General features: G+C 64.6%; 22 protein-coding genes. 11 read left to right on the forward strand and 11 right to left on the reverse strand.

The annotated features are described in order from the left end of the window. The first annotated feature begins 2 nt into the window (after positions 1-2). The 3 genes from ABW18_RS04840 (at position 3) to ABW18_RS04850 (ending at position 3,220) form a co-directional block, all read left to right on the forward strand. The gene (locus ABW18_RS04840; protein ID WP_049697832.1) at positions 3-716 is read left to right on the forward strand and encodes a hypothetical protein; all 714 of its coding nucleotides are present in this window, start codon (positions 3-5) and stop codon (positions 714-716) included. Positions 717-786: 70 nt separating this feature from the next. Beyond that, the gene (locus ABW18_RS04845; protein ID WP_005206629.1) at positions 787-2,079 is read left to right on the forward strand and encodes an MFS transporter; all 1,293 of its coding nucleotides are present in this window, start codon (positions 787-789) and stop codon (positions 2,077-2,079) included. Positions 2,080-2,134: 55 nt separating this feature from the next. Then, positions 2,135-3,220, forward strand: coding sequence for an isopenicillin N synthase family dioxygenase (locus tag ABW18_RS04850; RefSeq protein ID WP_049697833.1), 1,086 nt, complete (start codon positions 2,135-2,137; stop codon positions 3,218-3,220). A 48-nt stretch (positions 3,221-3,268) separates the two neighbouring features. Here the strand turns inward: ABW18_RS04850 and ABW18_RS04855 are convergent, their stop codons facing one another. Continuing rightward, entirely contained in the window at positions 3,269-3,787 is a 519-nt protein-coding gene (locus tag ABW18_RS04855; RefSeq protein ID WP_049697834.1) for a hypothetical protein, read from the reverse strand. A 315-nt stretch (positions 3,788-4,102) separates the two neighbouring features. Here ABW18_RS04855 and adhP point away from each other — a divergent pair, with 315 nt between their 5' ends. Next, positions 4,103-5,164 (forward strand): alcohol dehydrogenase AdhP, encoded by a 1,062-nt coding sequence (gene adhP, locus ABW18_RS04860; protein ID WP_197500814.1) that lies wholly within the window; start codon positions 4,103-4,105, stop codon positions 5,162-5,164. A 900-nt stretch (positions 5,165-6,064) separates the two neighbouring features. On the opposite strand, the gene ABW18_RS04865 is transcribed toward adhP, so the two are convergent. The 3 genes from ABW18_RS04865 to ABW18_RS04875 are packed head-to-tail and all read right to left on the reverse strand — an operon-like array spanning position 6,065 to position 8,776. Beyond that, positions 6,065-7,141 (reverse strand): oxygenase MpaB family protein, encoded by a 1,077-nt coding sequence (locus tag ABW18_RS04865; RefSeq protein ID WP_200903209.1) that lies wholly within the window; start codon positions 7,139-7,141, stop codon positions 6,065-6,067. 52 nt (positions 7,142-7,193) lie between these two features. After that, positions 7,194-8,066, reverse strand: coding sequence for a 5-oxoprolinase subunit C family protein (locus ABW18_RS04870; protein ID WP_049697836.1), 873 nt, complete (start codon positions 8,064-8,066; stop codon positions 7,194-7,196). Next, positions 8,063-8,776, reverse strand: coding sequence for a 5-oxoprolinase subunit B family protein (locus ABW18_RS04875; protein WP_049697837.1), 714 nt, complete (start codon positions 8,774-8,776; stop codon positions 8,063-8,065). Before ABW18_RS04875 ends, ABW18_RS04870 begins: the two co-directional genes overlap by 4 nt. 73 nt (positions 8,777-8,849) lie before the next feature. Between ABW18_RS04875 and ABW18_RS04880 the strand changes: the two genes are divergently transcribed. The 4 genes from ABW18_RS04880 (at position 8,850) to ABW18_RS04895 (ending at position 13,038) form a co-directional block, all read left to right on the forward strand. Beyond that, entirely contained in the window at positions 8,850-9,794 is a 945-nt protein-coding gene (locus tag ABW18_RS04880) for a carbohydrate kinase family protein (RefSeq protein WP_049698071.1), read from the forward strand. 162 nt (positions 9,795-9,956) lie between these two features. Then, positions 9,957-11,279: a citrate synthase gene (locus ABW18_RS04885; RefSeq protein ID WP_082938088.1), complete on the forward strand. Its 1,323-nt coding sequence runs from the start codon at positions 9,957-9,959 to the stop codon at positions 11,277-11,279. Positions 11,280-11,325: 46 nt separating this feature from the next. Further along, entirely contained in the window at positions 11,326-11,694 is a 369-nt protein-coding gene (locus tag ABW18_RS04890; RefSeq protein WP_049697838.1) for an FKBP-type peptidyl-prolyl cis-trans isomerase, read from the forward strand. A 51-nt stretch (positions 11,695-11,745) separates the two neighbouring features. After that, on the forward strand, positions 11,746-13,038 hold the full coding sequence (locus ABW18_RS04895; protein ID WP_049697839.1) for a cryptochrome/photolyase family protein: 1,293 nt from the start codon (positions 11,746-11,748) through the stop codon (positions 13,036-13,038). On the opposite strand, the gene ABW18_RS04900 is transcribed toward ABW18_RS04895, so the two are convergent. Beyond that, complete coding sequence (locus ABW18_RS04900) at positions 12,990-14,090, reverse strand: Lrp/AsnC family transcriptional regulator (protein WP_049697840.1); 1,101 nt, start codon at positions 14,088-14,090, stop codon at positions 12,990-12,992. The two genes, ABW18_RS04895 and ABW18_RS04900, sit on opposite strands and share 49 nt — an antisense overlap. Before the next feature lie 127 nt (positions 14,091-14,217). Between ABW18_RS04900 and ABW18_RS04905 the strand changes: the two genes are divergently transcribed. Next, positions 14,218-15,678, forward strand: coding sequence for an MFS transporter (locus ABW18_RS04905; RefSeq protein WP_049697841.1), 1,461 nt, complete (start codon positions 14,218-14,220; stop codon positions 15,676-15,678). Positions 15,679-15,816: 138 nt separating this feature from the next. Here the strand turns inward: ABW18_RS04905 and ABW18_RS04910 are convergent, their stop codons facing one another. Genes ABW18_RS04910 through ABW18_RS04930 form a run of 5 tightly spaced genes read right to left on the reverse strand, consistent with a single transcriptional unit; the run spans position 15,817 to position 20,050 of the window. After that, complete coding sequence (locus ABW18_RS04910; RefSeq protein ID WP_049697842.1) at positions 15,817-17,046, reverse strand: ABC transporter permease; 1,230 nt, start codon at positions 17,044-17,046, stop codon at positions 15,817-15,819. Continuing rightward, positions 17,043-17,942, reverse strand: a complete 900-nt coding sequence (locus tag ABW18_RS04915) for an ABC transporter ATP-binding protein (RefSeq protein ID WP_049697843.1) — start codon at positions 17,940-17,942, stop codon at positions 17,043-17,045. Before ABW18_RS04915 ends, ABW18_RS04910 begins: the two co-directional genes overlap by 4 nt. Continuing rightward, on the reverse strand, positions 17,935-18,522 hold the full coding sequence (locus ABW18_RS04920) for a hypothetical protein (protein WP_049697844.1): 588 nt from the start codon (positions 18,520-18,522) through the stop codon (positions 17,935-17,937). The genes ABW18_RS04915 and ABW18_RS04920 overlap by 8 nt, the downstream gene beginning before the upstream one ends. After that, positions 18,519-18,842, reverse strand: coding sequence for a helix-turn-helix transcriptional regulator (locus tag ABW18_RS04925; RefSeq protein ID WP_049697845.1), 324 nt, complete (start codon positions 18,840-18,842; stop codon positions 18,519-18,521). The genes ABW18_RS04920 and ABW18_RS04925 overlap by 4 nt, the downstream gene beginning before the upstream one ends. Before the next feature lie 32 nt (positions 18,843-18,874). Beyond that, the gene (locus ABW18_RS04930; protein WP_049697846.1) at positions 18,875-20,050 is read right to left on the reverse strand and encodes an NAD(P)-binding domain-containing protein; all 1,176 of its coding nucleotides are present in this window, start codon (positions 20,048-20,050) and stop codon (positions 18,875-18,877) included. A gap of 92 nt (positions 20,051-20,142) precedes the next feature. On the opposite strand from ABW18_RS04930, the gene ABW18_RS04935 reads away from it, so the two are divergent. Then, positions 20,143-20,874 carry an enoyl-CoA hydratase gene (locus ABW18_RS04935; RefSeq protein WP_049698073.1) on the forward strand — a complete coding sequence of 244 codons (732 nt, stop codon included), beginning with the start codon at positions 20,143-20,145 and terminating at the stop codon, positions 20,872-20,874. A 164-nt stretch (positions 20,875-21,038) separates the two neighbouring features. Then, on the forward strand, positions 21,039-22,865 hold the full coding sequence (locus tag ABW18_RS04940; RefSeq protein WP_049697847.1) for a purine-cytosine permease family protein: 1,827 nt from the start codon (positions 21,039-21,041) through the stop codon (positions 22,863-22,865). Between the two features lie 52 nt (positions 22,866-22,917). Here the strand turns inward: ABW18_RS04940 and ABW18_RS04945 are convergent, their stop codons facing one another. Then, positions 22,918-24,000, reverse strand: a complete 1,083-nt coding sequence (locus tag ABW18_RS04945) for an XdhC family protein (RefSeq protein ID WP_049697848.1) — start codon at positions 23,998-24,000, stop codon at positions 22,918-22,920. Between the last annotated feature and the right edge of the window lie 21 nt (positions 24,001-24,021).

The raw sequence follows: 24,021 nt of genomic DNA on the forward strand, positions 1-24,021 counted from the left end.
ACATGTCCGACACCAGCGTGCAGGGAGCTCAACAGGCGGCCGCGATGCCACACGCGGTCGTCGTGGTGGGCTCTGCCGGTGGTGTCGGAACGTCGGTGATCTCAGCACTTCTCGCTGAGTATCGGGCGGCGACGACGCTCGGCGCTGCGTCGTGGTGGGTTGACGCATCGGGCAACGACTGCGATATCGAGTTGCGGCTACAGGGGCGTGGCGACCCGTCGTTGCTGCGAAGCGAACTCGGTACCGGCCTCCACCTCGCCGCCGAAGGAGCATCGGTGGTCGACACGGTCGAGGAAGTCTGGGGCAACGGCGCCGTGCCGGTCGTCGACGCCGGTGCGCGTCTACTCACATCACTTGCCGATCTCACCGACGACGTATTGATCGACAAAGTCACGCCGGTGATCGTGCTCGGTGTACGGCCTGATCTCCTCAACCGGGCGCGCCCGTTCTTGTCCGAGTGGCACAAGGCGGGCGTACTCGAACGGTCCGTCGTCGTGATCAACAACCCCGTTCCGCTACCGAATCAAGCGTCGCTCCGGACACTGCTGATCGACACCGTCGGCGCGAGCGTGGCTGCGGTCGTCGGATTCGACTACGAACCGGTGCTCGGCAGCGGGCTGGCAATGGGCCGTGTTGCGCAGGAGAAGTTCCTCCCGGCGACATGGGTGTCATTGCAGGCTCTCGCGCGGGCGACGCAGGGCACTGCCGCCCAGTAGAGGTATCGCCCAGTAGGTAATACGCCAACGGGATTCACTCGCTGGTAGTACGTGTCGCTAAACTGCTTCGGTGCCCCGCCTGCTCGCCGATACGACGCCTCTGCGCAATATCTACTTTCGGCGTCTCTGGGTGGCGAACATCGTCACCGTCATCGGTGCTCAACTGACGATCGTCGCGGTACCGGCCCAGATCTACACCATCACAGGCAGTTCCGCGTATGTGGGACTCACCGGACTCTTCGGTTTGGTGCCGCTCGTCATCTTCGGTCTGTGGGGCGGGGCGCTCGCAGACGTGCTGGATCGTCGAATCTTGTTGATCTGCACCACGATCGGGCTGATCGCGTGCAGTGCGGCATTCTGGGCACAGTCGGCGTTCGGTGTCGGAAATGTCTGGATTATCCTGTCGCTGTTCGCAATTCAGCAGGCATTCTTCGCGGTCAACCAGCCGACGCGTACGGCGGTGCTGCCGAGGCTGCTTCCCGACGAGGAGCTCCCTGCTGCGCTGTCATTGAATATGACGGTCATGCAGGCCGGCGCGATAGCGGGTCCGCTCGTCGGTGGTGCGTTGATCCCGATACTTGGGTATCCGCTCCTCTATCTCCTCGACACCATCTTCCTCGTACCGACGCTCGCGGCGGTCGTGATGTTGCCCGCGCTCCGACCGCTCAGTGGCGACGCGCCCAAGGTTCCCGGGCTGCGCTCGGTCATCGACGGTCTGCGCTATCTCGGGGCGCACAAGATCCTGATGGTGTCGTTCGTGGTCGACCTCATTGCCATGATCTTCGGCATGCCGCGGGCGCTGTTTCCGCAGATGGCCCACGAGAACTTCGGTGGGCCGATCGACGGCGGCTGGGCGTTCGCGCTGTTGTTCGCATCAATCCCTGCCGGTGCCGTGATCGGCGGTGTCTTCTCCGGATGGGTGAGTCGCGTTCAACGGCAGGGCCTGGCTGTCATTGTGTGCGTCATCATTTGGGGCGTCGCGATCGCCGGTGCGGGTATCGCGGTGGGATTTGCACATGGTCGCGCGATGCCGTGGCTCCCGGTTGCCCTGGTGCTGCTGATGATCGGTGGTGCCGCCGACATGGCGTCGGCGGCATTCCGTCAGTCGATCCTGTTGGCCGCGGCCAACGACGACGTGCGCGGTCGACTGCAAGGCGTGTTCATCGTCGTCGTCGCCGGTGGTCCGCGAATCGCCGACGTCGTACATGGCGCGGTCGCGGTGTCGATCGGCGTCGCACTCACCACGACCGGTGGTGGTGTGCTCGTCGTGATCGGCACAGTCCTTGCCGCGCTTGTGGTTCCGGCATTCGTGCGATACCGCATCGGGCGCACCATCACCGAGCGGGCCGAAGGCCAGGGGTGAGCGTCGAGATCGCCGACGATGCCCTGACCAGCGGACCAGAGATTTCGATGCCAAGATGGAGCGCATGACTGTCACCGTCGGGGAATCGCGCAGCGGCTTTCGTGTCCCGCTCATCGACATCACGCCGTATATCGCGGGCGGCAGCGCCGCCGACAAGGCTGTCGTCGCCGCGCAGATCGACGACGCCGCCAGTTCGGTGGGCTTCATGCAGATTGTGGGGCACGAGATTCCATCGGCCGTGATCGACGAGTTCACCGCGGTGCTCGACGATTTCTTCGCACTACCCCTCGACCAGAAGAAGGCGTATCGCACCCCGCCGGAGATCAATCGTGGGTACGCGCCGCCGAAGTCCGAATCACTCTCGTTGTCGCTCGGCGTCGAATCAGCGAATCGCATGAACGACTTCTTCGAGGCGTACAACGTCGGCGTCGAAGCCAAGGAGTACCCTGATCTCGAGCTCCCAGACGACCAGTACGCCGACAACACCTGGCCGCAGGTCGACCACTTCGAGGCCGCGGTGTCGACGTACTTTGCCGAGGCTCGACGGGTCGCGCACACCCTGACCAAGATCTTCGCCGACGCACTCGACCTCCCGTCCGACTTCTTCGACGGCTACACCGATCACTCCCTCGACGTGCTGCGCATGAACAACTACGCGCTGCCGCCCGGCGAGGTGGAGCTCGACGGCGAGCTGACGGGCATGGGGGAGCACACCGACTACGGCATCGTCACCGTGCTCTGGGCCGACCAGGTGCGCGGTCTGCAGGTCCTCGACGGCAACGGTCAGTGGCACGACGTCGCTCCCGAAGACGGGGCATTACTGATCAACCTCGGTGATCTGATGGCCCGCTGGACCAATGAGCGATGGATGTCGACGTTGCATCGGGTCAAGCCGCCGATCGTCGACGGGAGTATTGAACGCCGACGCTCCGCCGCCTACTTTCACGACGGCAACATCGACGCGACGATCTCCACGCTTCCGTCGTGCGTCGGCGCCGGAAGCCGGTACTCGCCGATCACGGTGGGCGAGCACATCGGCGCAAAACTCGCCGGATCACGTGCGGGACAGGCAAATCCGTACGCCAAACGTGAAGCTGCCCGAGTCCAGCGCGCCATGCAGCGGGGACTCGGGCAGCAGTAGATCGCTCACGGCCGGTGTCCGGTGGTCAAGGGGCCGCGGTCGGACTCGTCAGGGAACGATCACCCAGCCGCCGAACCCGTAGCCCTGAAGAACTCGTACCGGAGTGTTGAGTGCGTACGCACCGATCATCACCTGGACGGCGCCCGAGCCCGTACGCAGTTCGAGCGACTGGGTCTCGCCTGGTTTGCGCCCGAACGTAGCGCGCAAAAACTTCTCCTGCGGAATCAATGAAGCACCGTTGCTGAGCATGATGAGCGAGCTGCACCGCGGATTCCGTGCCCACCCGGCACCGTTGCCGGTGAAGCCGAACGAGGTCAGTGTCGCCTTGAGCACGCCGCGCTTGGGAGAGGTCAACGTGACATGGACAGAGCCACGACAGTAGTCATGGTCGCCGAAGAAGCCGAAGTTGTCGCCGGTGCTTGTGTAGTGGGGCAACGGTCGGGGCGCCGGCGCCGCATCCGCGCCACCTCCGCCGATTCCGATGCCCAGAGCTGCCGACGCTGCGACAGCGACCCCGGCGGCGAGCCGACGACTCTTACTGCGGAACTTTGACCCGAAAACGGGCATGTACGCACCTGATCCTTGGGTTTGGGCGTCGTGGACGCAACGGTGATCGTTCATTTGCGCAAACAAATTAGCACGACGTTCCGTGGCTTGGGTCACAGGTTTCGAGGGCGGCAGAACTGTAACGAACCGCGCGGCGTCGAGCGCATCGCTGATATAACGGCAGTGAGGGCACGTGTGTCGGGGAGGGTCGGTGGAACGTCGCCGGAGCCGAGGAACCTGGGCGTCATGCGGAACCTTTGGGGCGGAAAAGGACGATACGGCAGATGCCACCGCGTCCGAACGTCGAGACGTGCAAAGACCGTGCAGGAGAGCACAATGACCACATCCTCGCAAACCCCTTCGACGATGCGCGCAGCCGTCGTCCATGACTTCACCAAGCCCCTGACAGTCGATTCGATCGACGTTCCGGCCCCCACTGGAAACGAAGCGCTGGTGCGCGTCGACTACACCGGCGTCTGCCACACCGATCTCCATGCGGCACATGGTGATTGGCCCGTCAAGCCAGAGCCGCCCTTCGTGCCGGGCCATGAGGGAGTCGGGACCGTCGTTGCGGTGGGCGACGACGTCACCCGTATCAAGGTGGGCGACGTCGTCGGAAATGCGTGGCTGTGGAGTGCTTGCGGCGAATGTGAATGGTGCGAAACCGGTTGGGAGACACTGTGTCCCAACCAGAAGAACGGTGGGTACTCGGTCGACGGTTCGTTCGGCCGCTACATGCTCGTCGACTCACGCTACTGTCCCATCATTCCGTCAGGTGCCGATCTCGCCGCCGTCGGCCCGATCCTGTGCGCGGGCGTCACCGTCTACAAGGGTCTGAAGTGCACCGACACCAAACCCGGTGAGTGGGTGCTGATTTCCGGTATCGGCGGACTCGGGCACATCGCGGTGCAGTATGCGATCGCGATGGGTCGTCGGGTGGCGGCGTTCGATGTTGACGACGAGAAGCTCGAACTCGCCCGCCATCACGGCGCCGAGATCACGGTCAATGCCGCGACGTCCGCCGACCCGGGCGCCGAACTGCAGGAAGCCACGGGTGGTGGCGTTCACGGCGCACTCGTCACCGCGGTCAACAAGCACGCGTTTCCACAGGCGATCAGCGCGCTGCGTCGCGGTGGGACCGTCGTCCTGGTCGGTCTTCCGCCCGATCAGTTCCCGCTCGACATCTTCAGCACGGTGCTGCTCGGGTTGACTGTGCGCGGCTCGATCGTCGGAACCCGCAAGGACATGAGCGAGGCTCTCGATTTCTACGCGCGGGGCAAGATCACGCCCACCTACTCGGTACGCAGCCTGACCGATATCAACGCAGTGTTCGACGAGATGGAGCACGGCAAGATCGAAGGCCGCGTCGTGATGGATATGGCCAAGGACGCCGGCTGAGCGGCGTTGCTTGGAACGGCTCCGGCCACCGCGCAACGTGTTCGACGCGTTGCGGGCGCACCCGTATCGAGAGTGTGTGTCGTATCGGAAGATGTGGGTGCTGCAGCACACAGATCCTTCGATTCGACACACATCTAGCCCGGCCGGGATGCTGGGCGATGTATACGGGTGGCAGGGTCTGGCTCGAGCCGGGGTGCGTACACAATCGTGACGTGAGCGGGGCGCCGAGGAGATTATTGTCTTGGCGTCGCGCTGACGACCGAGTTGTGTACGCGCGCTAGGGGTGTGGCGACTCAGTGGGCGTCGGGCAAGGTGCCGCACGGGCCCGACGAGCGGTCCCGGGTACGACAGCGAAACCGCGGCCCCGCTGGTCGAGCGGGCGCGAGCGCAGCGAGCACCCGAGTCGAGACCACTGCGCCCGGGGAGTGATCTCGACAGGCTCGATCAGCGGGACGGGGCTCGATCAGCGGGACGGGGCTCGATTTGCGGGACGGGGCGCGATCAGCGGGACAGCGCGGCCCCGAGGGCGTATCGCCAAATGTGTGCCGTATTGAAAGATGTGGGTGCTGCAGCACACAGATCCTTCGATTCGACACACATCTAGCCCGGCCGGGATGCTGCCGTGCATACGGGTCGCAAGGTCTGGCTCGAGCCGGGGTGCGTACACAATCGTGACGTCAGCGGGGCGCCGAGGAGATTATTGTCTTGGCGTCGCGCTGACGACCGAGTTGTGTACGCGCGCTGCGGGTGATCTCGACAGGCTCGATCAGCGGGACGGGGCTCGATCAGCGGGATGAGGCTCGATCAGCGGGATGGGGCTCGATCAGCGGGGCGCCCCGCTGGTCGAGCGGGCGCGAGCGCAGCGAGCACCCGAGTCGAGACCACTGCGCGTCGCAACGGTTAGTCGGCGGGGGTGACCCTGCCCGGATAGGTTGAGGTGCGCGCCGCGTGGACGGGGCAGTAGTGCATCGACTTGCCGCGTTCGGATTCTGGCGGCAGGTTGCGCGACGGCGTCTCGACGAGCGGTGCGTCGGCGGGAACCCGCCCGTTCACGCGGTCCCACGCATCGCGTGCACGGGGATGCCGCCACGGTCGCCGGGGCAGCAACCGATGGAACACGAGGTTGTAGGTCTTGCCGAGGAGACGGAACAGCTTCTCGTCCCGGTCGGTCCAGGGCAGTGCCATCATTTCGCGGATCGGTTCGTCGTAGAACCCCGTGGTGAGCCAGATGAAGTTGCGGGCGACCACCGGAGCGATGACGCGACGCCAGAGCGCGGTCGGGATGAACGAGAGATAGGGAGGCGGGGGAAGCGTCGAGATGTCGAGAACTGTGCGCACCGACTCGTGGTCGCGAAGTACATTGCGGCACATGTGGTCCCAGTATTCGAGGAAGTCCTCGTAGGTCTCGGGTACCGGCCGCATACTCACGCCGTACATGGCGTACCAGTTCTTCGATTCTTCGAAGAGCTGTCGCTTCTGGTCTTCGGTCAACCACGGGCCGAACCTCTCGCAGAGGCGCACGTTGCCGTACCAAAACGTGGCGTGCGCCCAGTAGAAGACGTCGGGGTCGAGGGCGTGGTACCGCGAACCGTCGGGCATGGTGCCCTTGATCTCGCGGTGGTAATCGCGCACTTCTTTGCCGGTCTCGAAGCCCCAGTACTCGTCGAAGACGACTCCGCCGATCGGATACAGCGACCGCATGAGGCGTTGCCAGCGTTCGCCGAAGAAGTCGGAGTGATCCCAGACGGCCTGCCCGAGCTTGGGGTGCATGTTCTGAATCGACCCGGCCCAGAGGCTCTGGATCATTCCGGTCCAGGTTCCCCACACCTGCCACGTCAGGGAGTCGGGGCCAAGCGGCGGGTACTCGACATGCGGGTACTCGGCACGACGCGGGGTGTCGGTCGTCGCAGCCTCACGTTCGACGGCGTCGGGTGTTTCGGGTGACGAGCTCGACGAGTTGACTGTGACTTGCGTCATGAGACGAAACCCTAGGTGCGTCTCACGGTGCTGTCAACGCTGCCCGACCTGATCAGCCGGGCTGAAAGCGGACGAGCGTGCCGGCGACGAGTTGCGCCGCGGCCGAGACCGACGTCGCCGACAGGACACCCACGACCGGGTATCCGCCGGTCACGGGGTGATCGGCGAGGAAGATGACGGGCTCGCCGGCAGGCGGAACCTGAACCGCTCCGTGGGCAACGCCCTCGGAGGGCATCTCGGGAAGGTCGGTGCGGTGTGTCAGGGTCGGCGCGGTGTCGCCATCGCGACGTCGTAGGCGTACCCCGACCCGATTACTCGCGGTCGTGACCTCCCACGTGCCTGCGAAGAGGTCGCCCGGCTCGGAGAGGCGATTCGCGCGTGGGCCGGGAAAAGCGGTGAGTTCGACGACGCCGACCCGCCGGGTGTCTGCCGGGGCATGCAGAGTTGCCGGCCACGTCTCGTCTGCATCCCCGACCCTCAGTTCGTCGCCCTGCGCCAGGGGAGGGGGTCCGGTTCCGGAGAGAGTGTCGGTCGACCGCGATCCGAGTGACGGCTCGACGTCGAATCCACCTCGTGCGGCAACGTAGTTGCGGCAACCCCAGTGCGGCGTGCCGACCTCGACATTCGTCCCGGCGCGGGCAACGACAGCCGAATTGACCCCGACGGCAACACCGTTGACCGAGACCGAAGCGTCGGCGCCCGTCACGGCCACGAGTGTGTCCGTGTCGCAACGGAGCACGAGGCCACCGAGTGTGGTTTCGATCGTCGCGGCGTCCTCGGAGTTGCCGACGAGGCGATTGGCAAGGGTCATGGCGACTCGATCCGCGGCACCCGACCTCGGCACGCCGAGGTGTTGATAGCCGGGACGTCCGAGATCCTGGATCGTCGCCAACGGCCCGGTGGCGATCACCGTTGCGCGAGTCACCGGTTCTCCGTGTCGTCGTCGGGTCGAGCGGCAGAGTCTTCGGGGGCGCTGGCGTCGACGAATCGGACACGGGTGCCGGGTGTGAGGAAGGCCGGCGGGTCGTCGTGTTCGCTCCAGAGGCTGATTCTGGTGCGTCCCAGCAGGTTCCATCCTCCGGGGCTGTCGCGTGGATACACCGCGCTGTATCCGGCGGCGATCGCCACCGACCCGGCCGGCACGCGAGTACGGGCGTGTGGCCGTCGGGGGAGGTTCAGCAGTCCGGTGAGAGCGGCATCGGCGGCGTCAGAAGCGGGCACCAGATAGCCGAAACCCGGTGCGAAACCCATGAACTGGACGACCCATTCAGTACCCCGATGCGCCGTGATCACCGCGTCGACACTCATGTCGAGTGCACCGGCGACGTCGTCGAGGTCGTCGCCGTCGTAGTGCACCGGTATCTCGACGGGTGAGGGCGTCGAATCCGCAACGTCGGCGCCTGCGATCCCGAGCCGCAGTGCGCGATGAATGCCGAGGACATCCACACCGCCACCTGTCTTGCCCTGCACCAGAATTGACGACGCACTCGGCACAAGGTCCTCGGTGGCCACGAGGCGACCGTCGGCTATCGCGGCCCGCAACGCGGTCGCCGACTCGAGTACCGCATATGCCGGGTCGTCGGCATCGGCGAAGTCGAGAAGCACCGCATCGGGGCCGGCGGGTAACTCCTGCATACCGATCGAATCTACCGTCGACGGCCACGTCCGGATGGCACACTGGGCGCGTGACACGCATGGGAGCAGATCGTTGAGAGAGATCGTCGTGTGCGGTGAGGCGCTCGTCGACGTGGTGGCGACAACGGCTCCGGGCCCCGATCCTTCGCACCTGCCACCGTTGCAGCCGGCACTCGGCGGCGGACCGTTCAACGTCGCGATCACCCTCGGCAGACTCGGCAGCGCCGTCTCGTTTTGCTCTGCGGTCTCCACCGACACCTACGGCGACGCCATCATGGCTGCTCTGAGTGCCGGGGGCGTCGGCACCACACTGGTCCAACGTCGCTCCGAACCCACGTCGCTCGCCCTGGCCACGATCGGTACCGACGGCGCAGCGCACTACTCCTTCTATGTGGAGGGCACCGCCGACCGCCTGGTCACCGAGCCCGGCGACTTCGCCGCGACCGTCTCCGCGGTGTGCTTCGGAACGTTGTCCATGGTCCTCGAACCGGGTGCGAGCGTCTACGAACTGGTGATGCGTCGAGCTCACGACGCCGGGCGTCTCGTTGCACTCGACCCGAATATCCGGCCCTCCGTGATCGACGAACCCGACGTCTACCGTCGACGATTCCTTGACTGGGTACCGATGGTCGACGTCCTCAAACTCTCCGACGAAGACGTGGACTGGCTCGGCGACGGAGCAGACGGCTCGTCGGTCGACGACTGGCTCCGGGAGGGCGCGGGGGCCGTCGTGATCACCCACGGAGCCGACGGAATCTCCGTTCGCACACGCGAATTCACCGTATTGGCACAGGCTCCCGAGACAACCGTCGTCGACACGATCGGGGCGGGCGACAGTGTGCTCGGAGGGTTGCTCCATTTCTTCGACGAGTCGGGCGATTTGTCCGCATCAGCACTGCGGTCGCGCGACGCCGACTATTGGCTACGTGCCGCGGACTACGCGGCACGAGTCGCCGCGGTGACCGTTTCGCGTCCCGGAGCCGACCCTCCGTGGGCGAGCGAGCTCGATGCCCCGTGATCGAGGCGCAGGTCAGACGGTATTCGGCTACGGTTGACCAACGTCAATGCACCCTCCGTGGGCGCGCATGTCGATAACCGACTACGTTTAGTAACGGAGAGTCCGACTCACAGTGCGTCACATGTACCTGTGGGTCTCATACCTGAGTAAAGGGGTTTTGGAGTGTCCGCTGAAACAGCTCCCGCCGACTCGGCATCGGATACCGCCTCGTCGACGTTCATCTACCCCGGTGGGCAGCTCGAGCTTCCCATTCTCAAGGCCACCGCGGGCAGTGATTCGGTTGCGCTGGGCAAGTTCCTCGCAGAAACGAATCTCACGACGTTCGACGGCGGCTTTGTCAACACCGCAGCCTGCAAATCCGCGATCACCTACATCGACGGAGAAGCAGGCATTCTGCGCTACCGGGGTATCCCGATCGACCAACTGGCAGAGAAGTCGACCTTCATCGAGGTCAGCTACCTGCTGATCTACGGCGAATTGCCGACTCCGAGCCAGCTCGAAGAGTTCAACAACAAGATCCAGCGGCACACCCTGCTGCATGAGGATCTCAAGCGATTCTTCGACGGCTTCCCGCGCAACGCACACCCGATGCCGGTGCTGTCTAGCGCAGTGAACGCACTGAGTGCTTACTACCAGGACTCGCTCGATCCCAAGGACCCCGAGCAGGTCGAACTGTCGACGATCCGTCTGCTTGCCAAGCTGCCGACGATCGCCGCCTACGCCTACAAGAAGTCGGCGGGCCAGCCGTTCCTCTACCCCGACAACTCGCTGTCGTTGGTCGAGAACTTCCTGCGCATGACCTTCGGCTTCCCGGCCGAGCCCTACGTGGTCAACCCCGAGGTCGCCAAGGCCCTCGACATGCTGTTCATCCTGCACGCCGACCACGAGCAGAACTGCTCGACGTCGACCGTGCGTTTGGTCGGATCGTCGCAGGCCAACCTCTTCACGTCCATCTCGGGTGGCATCAACGCTCTGTGGGGTCCGCTGCACGGTGGCGCCAACCAGGCCGTTCTCGAGATGCTCGAAGACATCAAGGCTTCCGGTGGCGACACCAAGGCGTTCATGACCAAGGTCAAGAACAAGGAAGACGGTGTGAAGCTCATGGGCTTCGGACACCGCGTCTACAAGAACTACGATCCGCGCGCAGCGATCGTGAAGAAGACCGCCGACACGATCCTCCAATCGCTCGGCGTCCAGGACGATCTGCTCGACATCGCCAAGGGACTCGAAGAAGTCGCCCTCAATGACGACTACTTCATCTCGCGCAAGCTCTACCCGAACGTCGACTTCTACACCGGCGTCATCTACCGGGCCATGGGCTTCCCGACCCGCATGTTCACGGTGCTCTTCGCACTCGGACGTCTGCCGGGCTGGATCGCGCACTGGCGTGAGATGAACACAGATCCCGCGACCAAGATCGGCCGACCGCGTCAGCTCTACACCGGCTACCCCGAGCGTGACTACGTCACGATGGGCGACCGCTGAGTTCGACGCTTCGACCTGTACACCCCACGACTCAAAGGAGAGTCCCGTGACCAGTACCGAGAAGCCAGAAGTCGAGTTCCAAGAAGGTCCCGCTCCCAGTGAGTTGGTGATCGCAGACATCATCGTCGGCGACGGCGACGAGGCAAAGCCGAGCGACGTCGTGGACGTGCATTACGTCGGCGTCGACTTCGAGTCGGGCGAAGAGTTCGATTCGTCGTGGGACCGTGGTCAGTCGGCCAACTTCCCGCTCGACCGGCTCATCCCCGGCTGGCAGCAGGGAATCCCGGGCATGAAGGTCGGCGGCCGCCGTCGCCTCACCGTGCCACCTGCGCTGGCGTACGGCCCCGAGGGTGCGGGCCACCGGTTGTCCGGACGGACACTGGTCTTCATCATCGACCTGCTGGGTGTGGGCTAGATCGCCTCGCAACGTAACAACGCCGGTGCATCGGATGTCGATGCACCGGCGTTGTGCTGGCTACGGCGTGATCTGCGACTAGGCGATCTCCCGGCGCTGGGTGAAGCGATCGGCGACGGCAATCGCGAGGTTCTGGTCTGCTTCGTGCTCGACCCGCGTCTCGAATCCTCTTCAGGCGAGCGACGACTCGCCTTTCTCTACGACTCGCTCCGCGAACTCGACGCCAAGCTCGACGGCAAGCTCCTCGTCGTGCGTGGACGTCCTGACGAGGAAATTCCGCGACTGGTCGACGCCGTCGGAGCGGGTTCGGTGCATGTGAGCGAGGACTTCTCGCCGTTCGGGCGACGTCGAGACGATGCCGTCGTCACTGCACTCGAAGAATCTGGCGCGACGTGGCAACCCGTCGGCTCGCCCTACCTTGTCTCGCCGGGCAGGGTGACGAAGTCCGACGGCACACCGTACAAGGTCTTCACGCCGTTCTTCCGTGCATGGCGCGACCACGGTTGGCGTGCGCCGGCGAAGACCGAAGCGCCGTCGAACATCCTGAATCCCAGCGACATTCACCCCTCTGGTCGTATCAGGATTCCGGCAGCACCCACGACGCTGGACCTGCCTGCCGGTGAAGACGCGGCACTCGAGCGATGGCGCACCTTTGTCGACGACGACCTGTCGGGCTACGAGTCCGACAGGGACAGGCCGGATCTCGACGCGTCGAGCAGGATGTCGGCGTATCTGAAGTTCGGCAATATCCACCCGCGCACGATGGCCGCCGACCTCGGCAGGTCGCAGTCGGCGCAGGCGTATCTGCGTGAGCTGGCGTTCCGTGACTTCTACGCCGACGTGCTCTACAACTGGCCAAAGAGCCTCTGGCACAACTGGAATGACCAGTTCGACGACATCGCACTCGACACCGGAAAGTCCGCCGAGAAGCACTTCGACGCGTGGCGTGAGGGGCGAACCGGCTTCCCACTCGTCGACGCGGGGATGCGTCAACTGAGCGAAACGGGATTCATGCACAACCGGGTGCGCATGATCGCCGCGTCGTTTCTGGTGAAAGACCTGCACCTGCCGTGGTGGTGGGGTGCGAAGTGGTTCCTCGACCAGCTCACCGACGGCGACATGGCGTCGAATCAGCACGGTTGGCAGTGGGCCGCGGGCACGGGAACCGATGCGGCACCGTACTTTCGGGTGTTCAACCCGGAGACGCAGGCCAAGAAGTTCGATCCAGACGGCGACTACATTCGACGCTGGATTCCCGAATTCGACACCGACGACTACCCGGAACCGATCGTCGATCACAAAGCCGAACGCGAAGAGGCACTTCGACGTTTCGGTGAGCTCTGAGACGGCGAGATCTGAGACGCCGAAACCCTCGGTGGCGCAAGGCGATCCCCACTCACGAGCGAACCCGCGTTCTTGACGCGCGAGAGTAGCGGGAGCAATTCGTACGAGGTGATCCCGTCGAGGGGTCCGAGGACATCGGTGACGAAGGAGTACAGCTCGTCGGTGTCGTGCACCATGACACTGGCCGTCATGTTGGCCGCCCCGGTGACGGCAACCGCGAACGGCACTGCGGGGTGGGCTGCGAGTGCCTCGCCGGTCGCTGCCAGATGTCGGGGGTGCACCGTCAGCCAGATCGCGATCGCGTCGCGTCCCAGCGCGGCAGTGGCGAGATCGACGTCGAAGTAGGCGATGCCCGACCACACGAGGTGCTCGACGCGTCGGGTCACCTTGCCCGGCGTCGAACCCACTGCGCGAGCGAGGTCGGTATACGACGTCCGACCGTCGCGGGTGAGAACGTCGATGATCGCTCTGTCGGTGCGATCGATCGACGTCGATGAGGGCCGACCGCCGTCGGGTCCGCTCGGAATGCGTGTTTTCGCAAGCGCATCCGCCTCCGTCTGGGTGAGCGCGTCATGCCAGCCCTCCCAATCCGTCGGTGCCCCGCCGACGAACGTGTGCAGCACCGCGGCCGGTCGTACGTCGAGAACGGGTGCGGCCTTGGGGAGTGTCCGGGTGAGGAGCTCCATTCCGCCGTGCGGATCGGCTGCGCGCAGATTGAAGACGATCTCCCAGCCGGCCTCGTAGATGGATACCCATGAGACGTCGTCTCGCGCTGCCAAGGCACCGGCGATACCGTCGGCTCCCTCCGGTCGACACCGCACACGCACGACCCACGTCGAGTTACCGAGGGCACGAGGATCGGTGGCCATGGTGACGCGCAGGAGGCCATCGCGTCGGAGTCGGCGATAGCGTCGGGCAATCGTCTGTTCGGCCACACCGAGGACGTCGGCGATCTCGCGGAACGACGCCCGTGGCGACAGTTGGATGGCGCGAGCGATTCTCGTATCCAGATCGTCGAGAATGGAGGATTCTGGCGAGGTTGTGGCTCCCATGTCATGAATCTAACGGGATCGGGGCCTCCTGGCGACGCCGACCGATCGTGGGATCACACTTGGTTCATACCGCCTGAGGTGCGTTGACGCACCGGATTCGGGCGAAATCCTCGAAAGGTACACACTCATGGAACGTAAATGGTGGACGCTTGTCGTCGTCTGCGCAGCGACTTTCATGTTGCTGCTCGACGTCACGATCGTCGTCGTCGCACTTCCCGATATTCAACATGCACTCGGCGCCAGTTTCAGTCAGTTGCAGTGGGTCACCGACGCGTATGCGCTCGCGCTGGCGTCGTTGCTGCTGACATCCGGATCGATCGCCGACAAGTTCGGCAGACGTCGAATCTTCTCGATCGGCCTGGTGATCTTCACGCTTGGCTCGCTGCTCTGCGGCGTCGCACAGGACCCGGTCATGCTGATCGTGTCCCGCGCACTGCAAGGTGTCGGCGGTGCGATGCTGTTCTCGACGTCGCTCGCGCTTCTCGCGTCGACCTTCCACGGCCGTGAACGCGGCGTCGCCTTCGGCGCGTGGGGTGCCGTCACCGGCATTTCGACGGCACTCGGCCCGATCCTCGGCGGCGTGCTGACGACCGGTGTGAGCTGGCGTGCGATCTTCCTGGTCAATCTGCCCATCGGCATCGCCGCCCTGTTCGTCACGTGGAAGATGGTCGACGAGTCGCGCTCGCCTCATGCCCGTCGAATCGACTGGCCGGGCGTCGTCACATTCACCGCTGGTCTCGTCGCTCTGGTCTACGGACTCACCGAGGCCGGGCAGCGCTCGTGGGGTGACAGCCTCGTCGTCGGCTCGTTCATCGTCGCCGCGGTGTTGCTCGTGGCGTTCGTGATCATCGAACTGCGTGTCGACGAGCCGATGTTCGACCTCTCACTGCTGCGGATTCCCACCTTCACCGGCGGTCTGATCGCCGCCTTCGCGATGAACGGCTCGCTGTTCGCGATGCTGCTGTACGTGGTGCTCTACCTGCAGGAAGGGCTCGGCTACTCAGCGCTGCAAACCGGCGTCCGGCTGCTGGTGATGTCGGGCTGCACGATGGTGAGCGCCACGATCGCGGGCCGACTGTCGGAGAAGGTGCCGCTGCGCTGGCTCATCGGACCGGGCCTGCTCATCGTCGGCGTCGGACTGTTCTTGATGGCCGGTCTCGACGAGAACTCGTCGTGGACGCACCTCATCCCCGGCCTGATCATCGCGGGCATCGGCAGCGGCCTGGTCAACCCGCCCCTCGCCGCGACCGCCGTCGGCGTCGTCGACGTGCACCGCTCCGGCATGGCGTCGGGCATCAACACCACGTTCCGGCAGATCGGCATCGCCGTCGGCATCGCGGTCTACGGCACCGCCTTCAGCTCGAAGCTGAGTTCGTCGATGCGCGAGAACCCCGCCGGTGGCAAACACGCCGCCTACGCCGAGGCCCTCAACGCGCTGTTCTGGATCAGCGGCGCCGTGGCGGTTGTCGGCGGCCTCGCCGCGCTGCTGCTGATCCGCAGCCGCGACTTCGTGCCGCACGGCCCGGCTCCGACCACCGAGGGCGGCAACACGTCGAGCGAGGGCGCCGGGGTGACGGCCGCGGCCTGAGACTGCTCTCGGCTGGCCGGGCCGGCAGAAACCCGCGGAAGGATTCTTTCCGCGGGTTTCGTGCCTTTGCTCGTGTTGTTTCTCGAGGAGAGGTCAGTCTCTGGGGGAAAGATCCCTTCCCCTACTTTCTGCGCGCCCCTAGCGCGCCATCGAGAGCACTTCGGACCACTTGACGCGGCTGCCGGTGCGCAGGATCGAGCGCTGGTAGATGCGCGCGGCGAACCAGGTGGCAGCGGCGCAGGCCAGGATCATCAGGATCAGCGAGATGACGATCTGCATGGCGTTGGTGTCGCCGGTGGCGATCCGAATCGGCATCAGCACGGCCGAGAACGGCGGAATCCACGTCAGCACTTCGATGAACGTCGACTGCAGCGACTGCACTCCGAAGATCCCCGCGTACATCACGGCCATCGACAGCACGGTGAGCGGCATGATCGTCGAGCCGAGCTCTTCCTGGCGCGAAACCAGTGCTCCCGCAGCGGCATACAGCGTCGCGAAGAACAGGTACCCGAGCAGGAACCACACCAGAACCGCGAAGAACATCCAGATGGCAGTACCGGCGATCGTCAACATCCCGGTGGCGATCCCGGCGATCAGAGCAGTCAGGCCGAGCACCACCACCTGCCCGAGTGCAACCGCTCCGATCCCGAGGATCTTGCCCCACATCAGGTGCAGCGGCTTGACCGTCGCCAACAGCAGTTCGACGATCCGCGACGTCTTCTCTTCGACAACTCCGACGGCAATCATGTTGCCGCCCAGCATGATTGCTGTGATGAGCAGAATCGCGCCGACGAGCGCGATCACGATCCGCTGCGCCTTGTCGGGCTTGTCCGGGGTGGTCTGAACAGTGGTGATCGTCGGTGTCGGCAGCGACGCCGCGTCGACACCGCGGGCAGTGAGACCCTGGGCCAACTCGTGCTGCTGGATCGAGCCGCGCAGCACACCCGACAGCGAGTCGGACAGCTCCGTCTTGCTGACGATCGCATACGACTCACCGGAACCCCGCACCACCGCGGCATCGAGATCACCGGATTCGACGCTGCTGCGTGCCTGCGACAACGCATCCGGACCAGAAGCGATTGATACGACGGTGATCGGCGTGCCGCTGGCCTCGCCCACCTGGCCGATCGTCGTCGACAGGGAACTGTCGCCCGCAACGCCGACACGCTCTGGGTCGGTTCCACCACCGGAGATCGCCTTCCAGACGATCAGGCCGACGACGATCACGAGCATCAACACCACGGTGCTGACGACGAACGATCGGGTCTTGGCACGTGTGGCGATCTCACGTTGTGCCACAAGGCGAATCGTCTGCAGCGCACTCGCGCCCTGTGAGGCTGTGTTGTCAGTGGAATTGTGGGAGGTCATGCCGTCACCACCTCTCGGAAGAGTTCGGTCAGGTCGGGTGTTGTCCGCGCGAAGCGATGTACCGGTCCTTGTGTCAATGCGCGATTGAGTACTGCCTGGTCGTCGAGCGTCGTCGGGTCGACGCGCAGCCGAGCACCGCCCGGTTGGTATTCGGCTTCCAGCACTCCGGGAAAGCCATCGGCCCAGCGGGTCGTCGAGTCAGGACCGTCGACCTCGAGGATCACGCCAGCACGTGTGCGGAGATCGTCGACGGTGCCGAGCGCACGCATTCTGCCCTTGACGACGATGCCGACTCGATCACACAGTCGCTGCACCAGATCGAGCTGATGCGACGAGAAGATGACCGGAATGCCCTCGGCTGCTTTCTCTTTCAGAACGTCGCTCATCACATCGACGGCCACCGGGTCGAGGCCCGAGAACGGTTCGTCGAGGACCAGTACGTCTGGATCGTGGACCAGCGCCGCGGCGAGCTGTACGCGTTGCTGGTTGCCGAGCGAGAGGTCGGCGACGTTGTCGTCGTACCGTTCGTCGACGCCGAGTCGCTGCGTCCAGCGCCGGGCACTCTCGGTGGCCTGGTCGGCACTCATTCCGTGGAGGCGCGCGAGGAACACCAGTTGCTCGCCGACCTTCATCTTGGGATAGAGCCCACGCTCCTCGGGCATGTACCCGATTCGACGCCGCGTGTTGAGATCGATCGGTGCGTCACCGAGCGTCACCCGACCCGAATCCGGTTCGAGCACACCGAGAATGATGCGCATCGTCGTCGACTTGCCTGCGCCGTTGCTACCGACGAAGCCGAAGATCTCTCCGGGGGCGACGGTGAAAGTCATGTCATCGAGTGCGACGACGTCGCCATACCGTTTGGATAGTCCGTCGACGGTGAGGGATTCAGGCATGATCGTTCTCCTCGTAGGTTGCGAAGTCTTCGGGGTCGGCGTCGTCGCTCCACCACGCGGTCAGCATGGTTGGCACGAGGGCGCCGGTCAGCACGAGGCTGATGAGCAAAATGCCGGTGCCGTACACCAGTTGGCCGTGTACCTGCTCTCGGGTGCCCAGGACGATCAGGATGATGTACGGGATGAACATCAGCGAGAAGAGGGCGATGAATCCCACTGATCGGGCCGAGTTACGTTGCGCGAGTTGGATTTCGTCGAGCGCGGTGACCGGGGTTTCGGCAATGGAGCCGGTCACGATCCGCAGCAGGTACTGCACGACGAACGCGCCGACGATGGCAATGATGAACGGGATGAAGAACGCGTAGGTGAAGAACGCCACCACCGCGCTGGCCAAGAGCACGACCAGCACCACGATCTCCGCAAGGACGATTCGTCGCGCGGCTCGACGATTGCGCCAGCTCATCAGCTTGCCTGCATGACGTTGGTTGAAGCGAACATGGCGTTGACCACGCCACTCGTCGTAGCGACGCCACAGCTCGGGCGTCGCTTCGGCCGGGATGGCCGAGTTGGGATCCCTCATTGTGCTTCCTCCGTGGTGGACGACGGTTGCGGTGAGTGTGTTTCGTCGACGCGGATGGCGCGTCGGGGGTAGAGCTCGGCCGACATCGCCGAGAACTCGGTGCGACTGAACACCGCTTCTACGGGGAGGTCGAAGACTTCGCAGATGCGAAACGCGAGGTCGAGGCTCGGGTAGTTGTCGCCGCGCTCGAGCGCACCGACGGACTGGACGTTGATGCCGACGAGTGCTGCCAGATCGGCACGCGACATCCTCCGCTCGGCGCGTAGAACTCCGATGCGGTTGTAGATGGGGAGCTTTTCTCCCCGCCGTACTGGACTCACACTACATAGTGTTGGGAAAACACAACAAATTGTCAAGGCTGGGCATCAAGAATCTCCGCGACGTTGCGTGCTGCCTCGCGACCCGCGCGGTTGGCACCGATCGTCGACGCCGACGGTCCGTAGCCGAGCAGTTGGACCCGCGGGTCGTCGGCGACGGTGGTTGCAAGGCGTCCGGTCATGACGATTCCGCCGCCGGGTCCGCGCAGGTGGAGAGGCGATAGATGATCGAGCGCGCTTCGGAAGCCGGTGTTCCAGAAGATGACGTCGACGTCGAGTTGCTCGCCCGCAGCGACCGCGCTGCTGCTCCCGCGTGCCGACCCGTTCCCGCCTGCCCCGCCCGTGCAGTCCCAACACACGCCGGTCTCGGTGATGCGGGTGAACATCGGTCGCCAGTTGTCGAGGATTCCGTCGCGCTGCGCGGCTTCGATGGTCGGTGTCACCGCGAGGCCGGTCACCGACACCACCGACGTCGGCGGTAGGCCGGCACGAACCCGGCGTTCGACGCGGGCCACGGCTTCGCGACCGAGGTCGGGTGAGAAGGGATTCGAATCGAAGCGCGGTTCGGTGCGCGAGCACCAGAATGTCTGCACGCCGGGAGCGCGTCGAGCGATCTCGATCAGTAGCTGAACTGCCGAGATGCCTGCGCCGACGACCAACACGCGCTGACCGGCGAAGTCCTCGGGTCCGGTGTAGTCGTGTGTGTGCAGTTGCCTGCCGCGAAAGTCCGCGGCTCCCGGAATGTGAGGGATGAACGGCCTTTCCCACGTTCCGGTGGCGTTGATGAGTGTGCGTGCGGAGATCTCACGCCCGCGGAGTCGGCCGCCGAGCGTCACTCGAAATCCGTCGCCGTCGCGTTCGACGGAACGTACGTCGACTGGTCGATGTACCCGCAGCCCAAACCTGTTCTCGTACTTCGCGAAATACTCGGGAACCACGGACGACGCCGGGAACTCGCCGCGGTCGATGCCCACCGCCTCGCCAAGCCCGTATCCCGGAAGATCGTGCACACGGTTGGTGCCCGACAACGTCAGCGTCGGCCATCGGAACTGCCATGCACCGCCGGGACGCGGGGAGTGGTCGAGCAACTGGTAGCGGTCACCGAGGCCGAAGCGTTGCAGAAAGTACGCCGCCGACAGTCCTGCCTGGCCGCCACCGATGACGAGGACATCGCTGAACGCGTCGGGCTCCTGCGCGACGGATTCGTGCACATCGGGGCTTGTGGACTCGGGCGACAGCGACGGACTCGACACCTCTCCAGTGTGCCCGCCGGAAAATGGCGGGGCTGGGTAGTCTCTCCTGCATGATCCACTCGCATGCAGAAGGTTCGGTGACGACGATCGAGCTCGATCGCCAGGACAAGCGCAACGCACTCAATGAGGACATGGTCGACGGTCTCGGGAAGGCTTTCGCCGACGCCGTCGACGCGGGCGCCAGGGCCATCGTGGTCACCGGCCGCGGCAGCGTATTCAGTGCGGGCGCCGACCTGTCCGGTCCCGTCTACGACCCCGCGTTCCTCGAAAAGCTCATCGCCACACTGCGCGAGATCGAGTCGGTGCCCGTCCCGGTGATCGCGGCACTCAACGGTTCGGCACTCGGCGCAGGCCTGCAACTGGCGATGGCGGCCGACCTTCGGGTGATGGCCCCCGACGCTCTTGCCGGTATTCCCGCAGCGAAAATCGGTGTCGCCGTTGACGAGTGGACAATTCGACGCCTCGTCTCACTGGTGGGTGCAGGCCAGGCGCGCGGCATGCTGATCGGCTGCGATCCGTTGTCGGCCGACCGCGCTCATGCTCTCGGATTCGCCAATCGCATCGGCGATCTCACCGACGCCCAGCATTGGGCGTCGACCATCGCCGATCTCGCCCCTCTGACGCTGCAGCATTACAAGTTGGTACTCAACGGCGACGGTGCGCGCGACGACGCACCCGCCGATCGTCAGGCCGCGATGCGTCGCGCGTGGGAAAGCGAAGATGTGGTCGAGGGGCGTGCCGCTCGCTCCGAGAAGAGAAAGCCTGAATTCACGGGAAAGTAGATCGGACAACGTGTTTCGTCGTCGACGGTGCGTCTACGGGCGCATCGTCGAACAGCCGTGGCCGTGATGCCTAGTTTTCCTGCGTGAAACATTCCGAGTAACTCGCCGAAACATGGCGTTCGTACGTTTGGCCGATCTGTAACTCGGATCACGCAGGAGGGCCGATGGCCACCGATAAGCATCACGAACACGTCGGCGAGGTGGCCGACGAGGTCGGCGAGATAGAAAACGCCGAACACAGCATCATCGCGACGGGTGCGCAGGCTGCTGCCATGCGCGAGACCCTCGAGGACTACACACTTCGTTTCGCGCCCCGCAGCTACCGCAAGTGGGGACCGGGCGTCGTCGCCGTCTCCGCCCTCGGTGGCATCGCCTACCTTGCCGACTTCGCGATCGGCGCGAACATCGGTATTGCCAACGGCACCGGAAATGCCTTGTGGGGCATCCTGTTCTTCTCGGTCGTCATCGTGATCACGGGCTATCCGCTCGCGTTCTACGCTGCTCGATACAACATCGACCTCGACCTCATCACGCGCGGAAGCGGTTTCGGTTACTACGGCTCGGTGCTGACCAACGTCATCTTCGCGTCGTTCACCTTCATCTTCTTCGCCCTCGAGGGCTCGATCATGGCGCAGGGCCTCGAACTCGGCCTACACATACCGCTGTGGATCGGCTACCTGGTCTCGTCGTTGTTGGTCATCCCGTTGGTCATCTACGGCATGAACACACTCGCCAAACTGCAGGTGTGGACCACGCCGCTGTGGCTGGTCATGATGGTCCTCCCGTTCATCTACCTGGTGATCAAGCATCCCTCGGCCATCGGTGACTTCTTCGCGTTCAGCGGTGTCGACGGCGACGGCAACCCAGCGGGCAAGGGTGTCAGCTTCGCAGGCACGATGCTCGCGGCCGGTGTCTGTCTGTCCCTGATCGCCCAGATCGCAGAGCAGGTCGACTACCTACGCTTCATGCCGCCCCGTACGCCTGAGAACAAGCGGAAGTGGTGGTCGGCAACCCTTATCGCCGGACCGGGGTGGGTGTTCTTCGGCGCCATCAAGCAGATCGTCGGTCTCTTCCTCGCCGTGTACCTGATCGGGATCAGCGTCGACAACGCGGGCATTGCGAACCAGCCCGTCCACCAGTTCGTCGAGATCTACCAGGACTTCCTGCCGCACTGGCTCGCTCTGACCCTCGCCGTGATCCTCGTCGTCATCAGCCAGGTGAAGATCAACGTCACCAACGCCTACTCGGGCTCGCTGGCGTGGACCAACGCTTTCACGCGTGTCACCAAGACCTACCCCGGACGCCTGGTGTTCCTGTTCTTCAACGTGATCATCGCGATCGTGCTGATGGAAGCCAACATGTTCAGCTTCCTGAACAACCTGCTGAACTTCTACGCGAACTGCGGTATCGCGTGGATCGCCGTCGTCGCGTCGGACATCGTGATCAACAAGTACATCTTGGGCATCTCGCCGAAGCAGCCGGAGTTCCGTCGCGGCATGATCTACAGCGTCAACCCGGTCGGATTCTGCTCGCTCCTGATCTCGGCGGGCGCGTCGATCCTGGTGTACTTCCACGTCTTTGGCGATGCCATCCAGCCGTACTCGCCGCTGGTGGCGCTCGTGCTCGCCATCGTCCTGCCGCCCATTTTCGCGATCGCGACGAAGGGCAAGTACTACCTGCGTCGCGTCGACGACGGTATCGATATCCCGATGTACGACGAGCACGGCAACCCCACCGACGTGAAGTTGCTGTGCTGCGTCACCAAGATCGAGTTCGAGCGACCCGACATGATCGCCTCGGCGGTGCCCGGTCCGAACGGCGAGAAGCAGTACATCAGCTCGCTTGCACTCTCCTGTGACAAGACCGGTGAGCATGTCCTGCCCGCGCAGGACGTGATGTCGATGACCTCCGACATCCCTGCCGCGACAACCGAAGCGGCGACGACGGCTACTCCGAGCTCGTCCTCGGAGTCGCCGAAGGAGGACGCATAGCCTCACGGGCAAGAATTGCACGACGTCGGGTTCGCTTCAGGTCGGGTTCGCTTCAGCGATGGAGCGGACCCGACGTCGTGTGTAGTGGGGCAGCCGAAGCGGCATGACGATCCGCGATCAACTGCGCGGCGATCGAGACGGCGACCTCGGCAGGCGTGTGTCCCCCGAGGTCGAGTCCGAGCGGCGATCGTATACGACTCAATTGTGCTGCGGTGACGCCGGATTCGACGAGGCGCTCGTTGCGATCGGCAACCGTCCGACGGGAGCCGAGTGCACCGACGAAACCCGCGGCGGAGTCGGCGAGCGCAACGCGAAGCGTCGGGACGTCGAACTTCGGGTCATGGGTCATCACGCAAATCGCGCTTGTGGCATCGACTGTGCCGGAACGTATCTCGGACTCGAGGTAGCGGTGCGGCCAGTCGACGACGACCTCGTCGGCGTCGGGAAAGCGTGCGCAGGTGGCGAATACGGGCCGCGCGTCGACCACGGTCACCCGATAGCCGAGCGAGCGTCCGATGCTGCTCGTGGCACGCACGAAGTCGTTGGCACCCACCAGGATCAACCGCGGGGGAGGGGCGAAGGTGTGTACGAACGTGCGCGGACGGTCGGCACCCGACTCCGCGGGCTCGTCGCAGTCGTCGACGCCGATGATGCCGCTGCGCCCCGACGCGAGGAGATCGGCGACGTCGCGGCCGAGCCGACGCCATGGCTCGCTCGTCGACGTCGTGATGTGCCACTCGGGGGAGTCACTCAGCGTGGTTGCCCAGGCGACTCGACGGTCCGCCGCGAGATGTCCGGTGAGGTCGTCCAACGCGCGTCGATGACCGGAGTCGATGCGCTCGACGAAGACCTCCAGAGATCCACCGCAGGTCAGGCCTACTTCGATGCCATCTGGATCGGCAATACCGAAATGCTCGACGACGGCACAACCGTCGTCGAGCACGGTCATGCAGGTGTGGACGAGCGCTGATTCGACGCAGCCACCCGAGACCGACCCGATGACCTCGCCGTCGGCCGTGACAGCCATCGCAGCGCCGACGCCGCGCGGGGTCGGGCCGCTCGTGCCGATGATGCGAGCGATGGCGACCGGCCCACGACTGAGGCGATCGATCACCACTGGCAGAACATCACGCATTGATCCAGTGTCGGCTCCGTG

This window comes from Gordonia jacobaea, assembly GCF_001186365.1.
Classification (GTDB): Bacteria; Actinomycetota; Actinomycetes; order Mycobacteriales; family Mycobacteriaceae; genus Gordonia; species Gordonia jacobaea.

Bases quoted from the DNA above. Each gene is read 5' to 3' on its own strand.
- ABW18_RS04905 (WP_049697841.1), top strand. From the start codon at position 14,218: ATGGAACGTAAATGGTGGACGCTTGTCGTCGTCTGCGCAGCGACTTTC.
- ABW18_RS04920 (WP_049697844.1), bottom strand. From the start codon at position 18,522: ATGAGGGATCCCAACTCGGCCATCCCGGCCGAAGCGACGCCCGAGCTG.
- ABW18_RS04910 (WP_049697842.1), bottom strand. From the start codon at position 17,046: ATGACCTCCCACAATTCCACTGACAACACAGCCTCACAGGGCGCGAGT.
- ABW18_RS04900 (WP_049697840.1), bottom strand. From the start codon at position 14,090: ATGGGAGCCACAACCTCGCCAGAATCCTCCATTCTCGACGATCTGGAT.
- ABW18_RS04875 (WP_049697837.1), bottom strand. From the start codon at position 8,776: ATGCAGGAGTTACCCGCCGGCCCCGATGCGGTGCTTCTCGACTTCGCC.
- ABW18_RS04855 (WP_049697834.1), bottom strand. From the start codon at position 3,787: ATGCCCGTTTTCGGGTCAAAGTTCCGCAGTAAGAGTCGTCGGCTCGCC.
- ABW18_RS04935 (WP_049698073.1), top strand. From the start codon at position 20,143: ATGATCCACTCGCATGCAGAAGGTTCGGTGACGACGATCGAGCTCGAT.
- ABW18_RS04850 (WP_049697833.1), top strand. From the start codon at position 2,135: ATGGAGCGCATGACTGTCACCGTCGGGGAATCGCGCAGCGGCTTTCGT.
- ABW18_RS04840 (WP_049697832.1), top strand. From the start codon at position 3: ATGTCCGACACCAGCGTGCAGGGAGCTCAACAGGCGGCCGCGATGCCA.
- ABW18_RS04940 (WP_049697847.1), top strand. From the start codon at position 21,039: ATGGCCACCGATAAGCATCACGAACACGTCGGCGAGGTGGCCGACGAG.
- ABW18_RS04865 (WP_200903209.1), bottom strand. From the start codon at position 7,141: ATGACGCAAGTCACAGTCAACTCGTCGAGCTCGTCACCCGAAACACCC.
- ABW18_RS04945 (WP_049697848.1), bottom strand. From the start codon at position 24,000: ATGCGTGATGTTCTGCCAGTGGTGATCGATCGCCTCAGTCGTGGGCCG.
- ABW18_RS04915 (WP_049697843.1), bottom strand. From the start codon at position 17,942: ATGCCTGAATCCCTCACCGTCGACGGACTATCCAAACGGTATGGCGAC.
- adhP (WP_197500814.1), top strand. From the start codon at position 4,103: ATGACCACATCCTCGCAAACCCCTTCGACGATGCGCGCAGCCGTCGTC.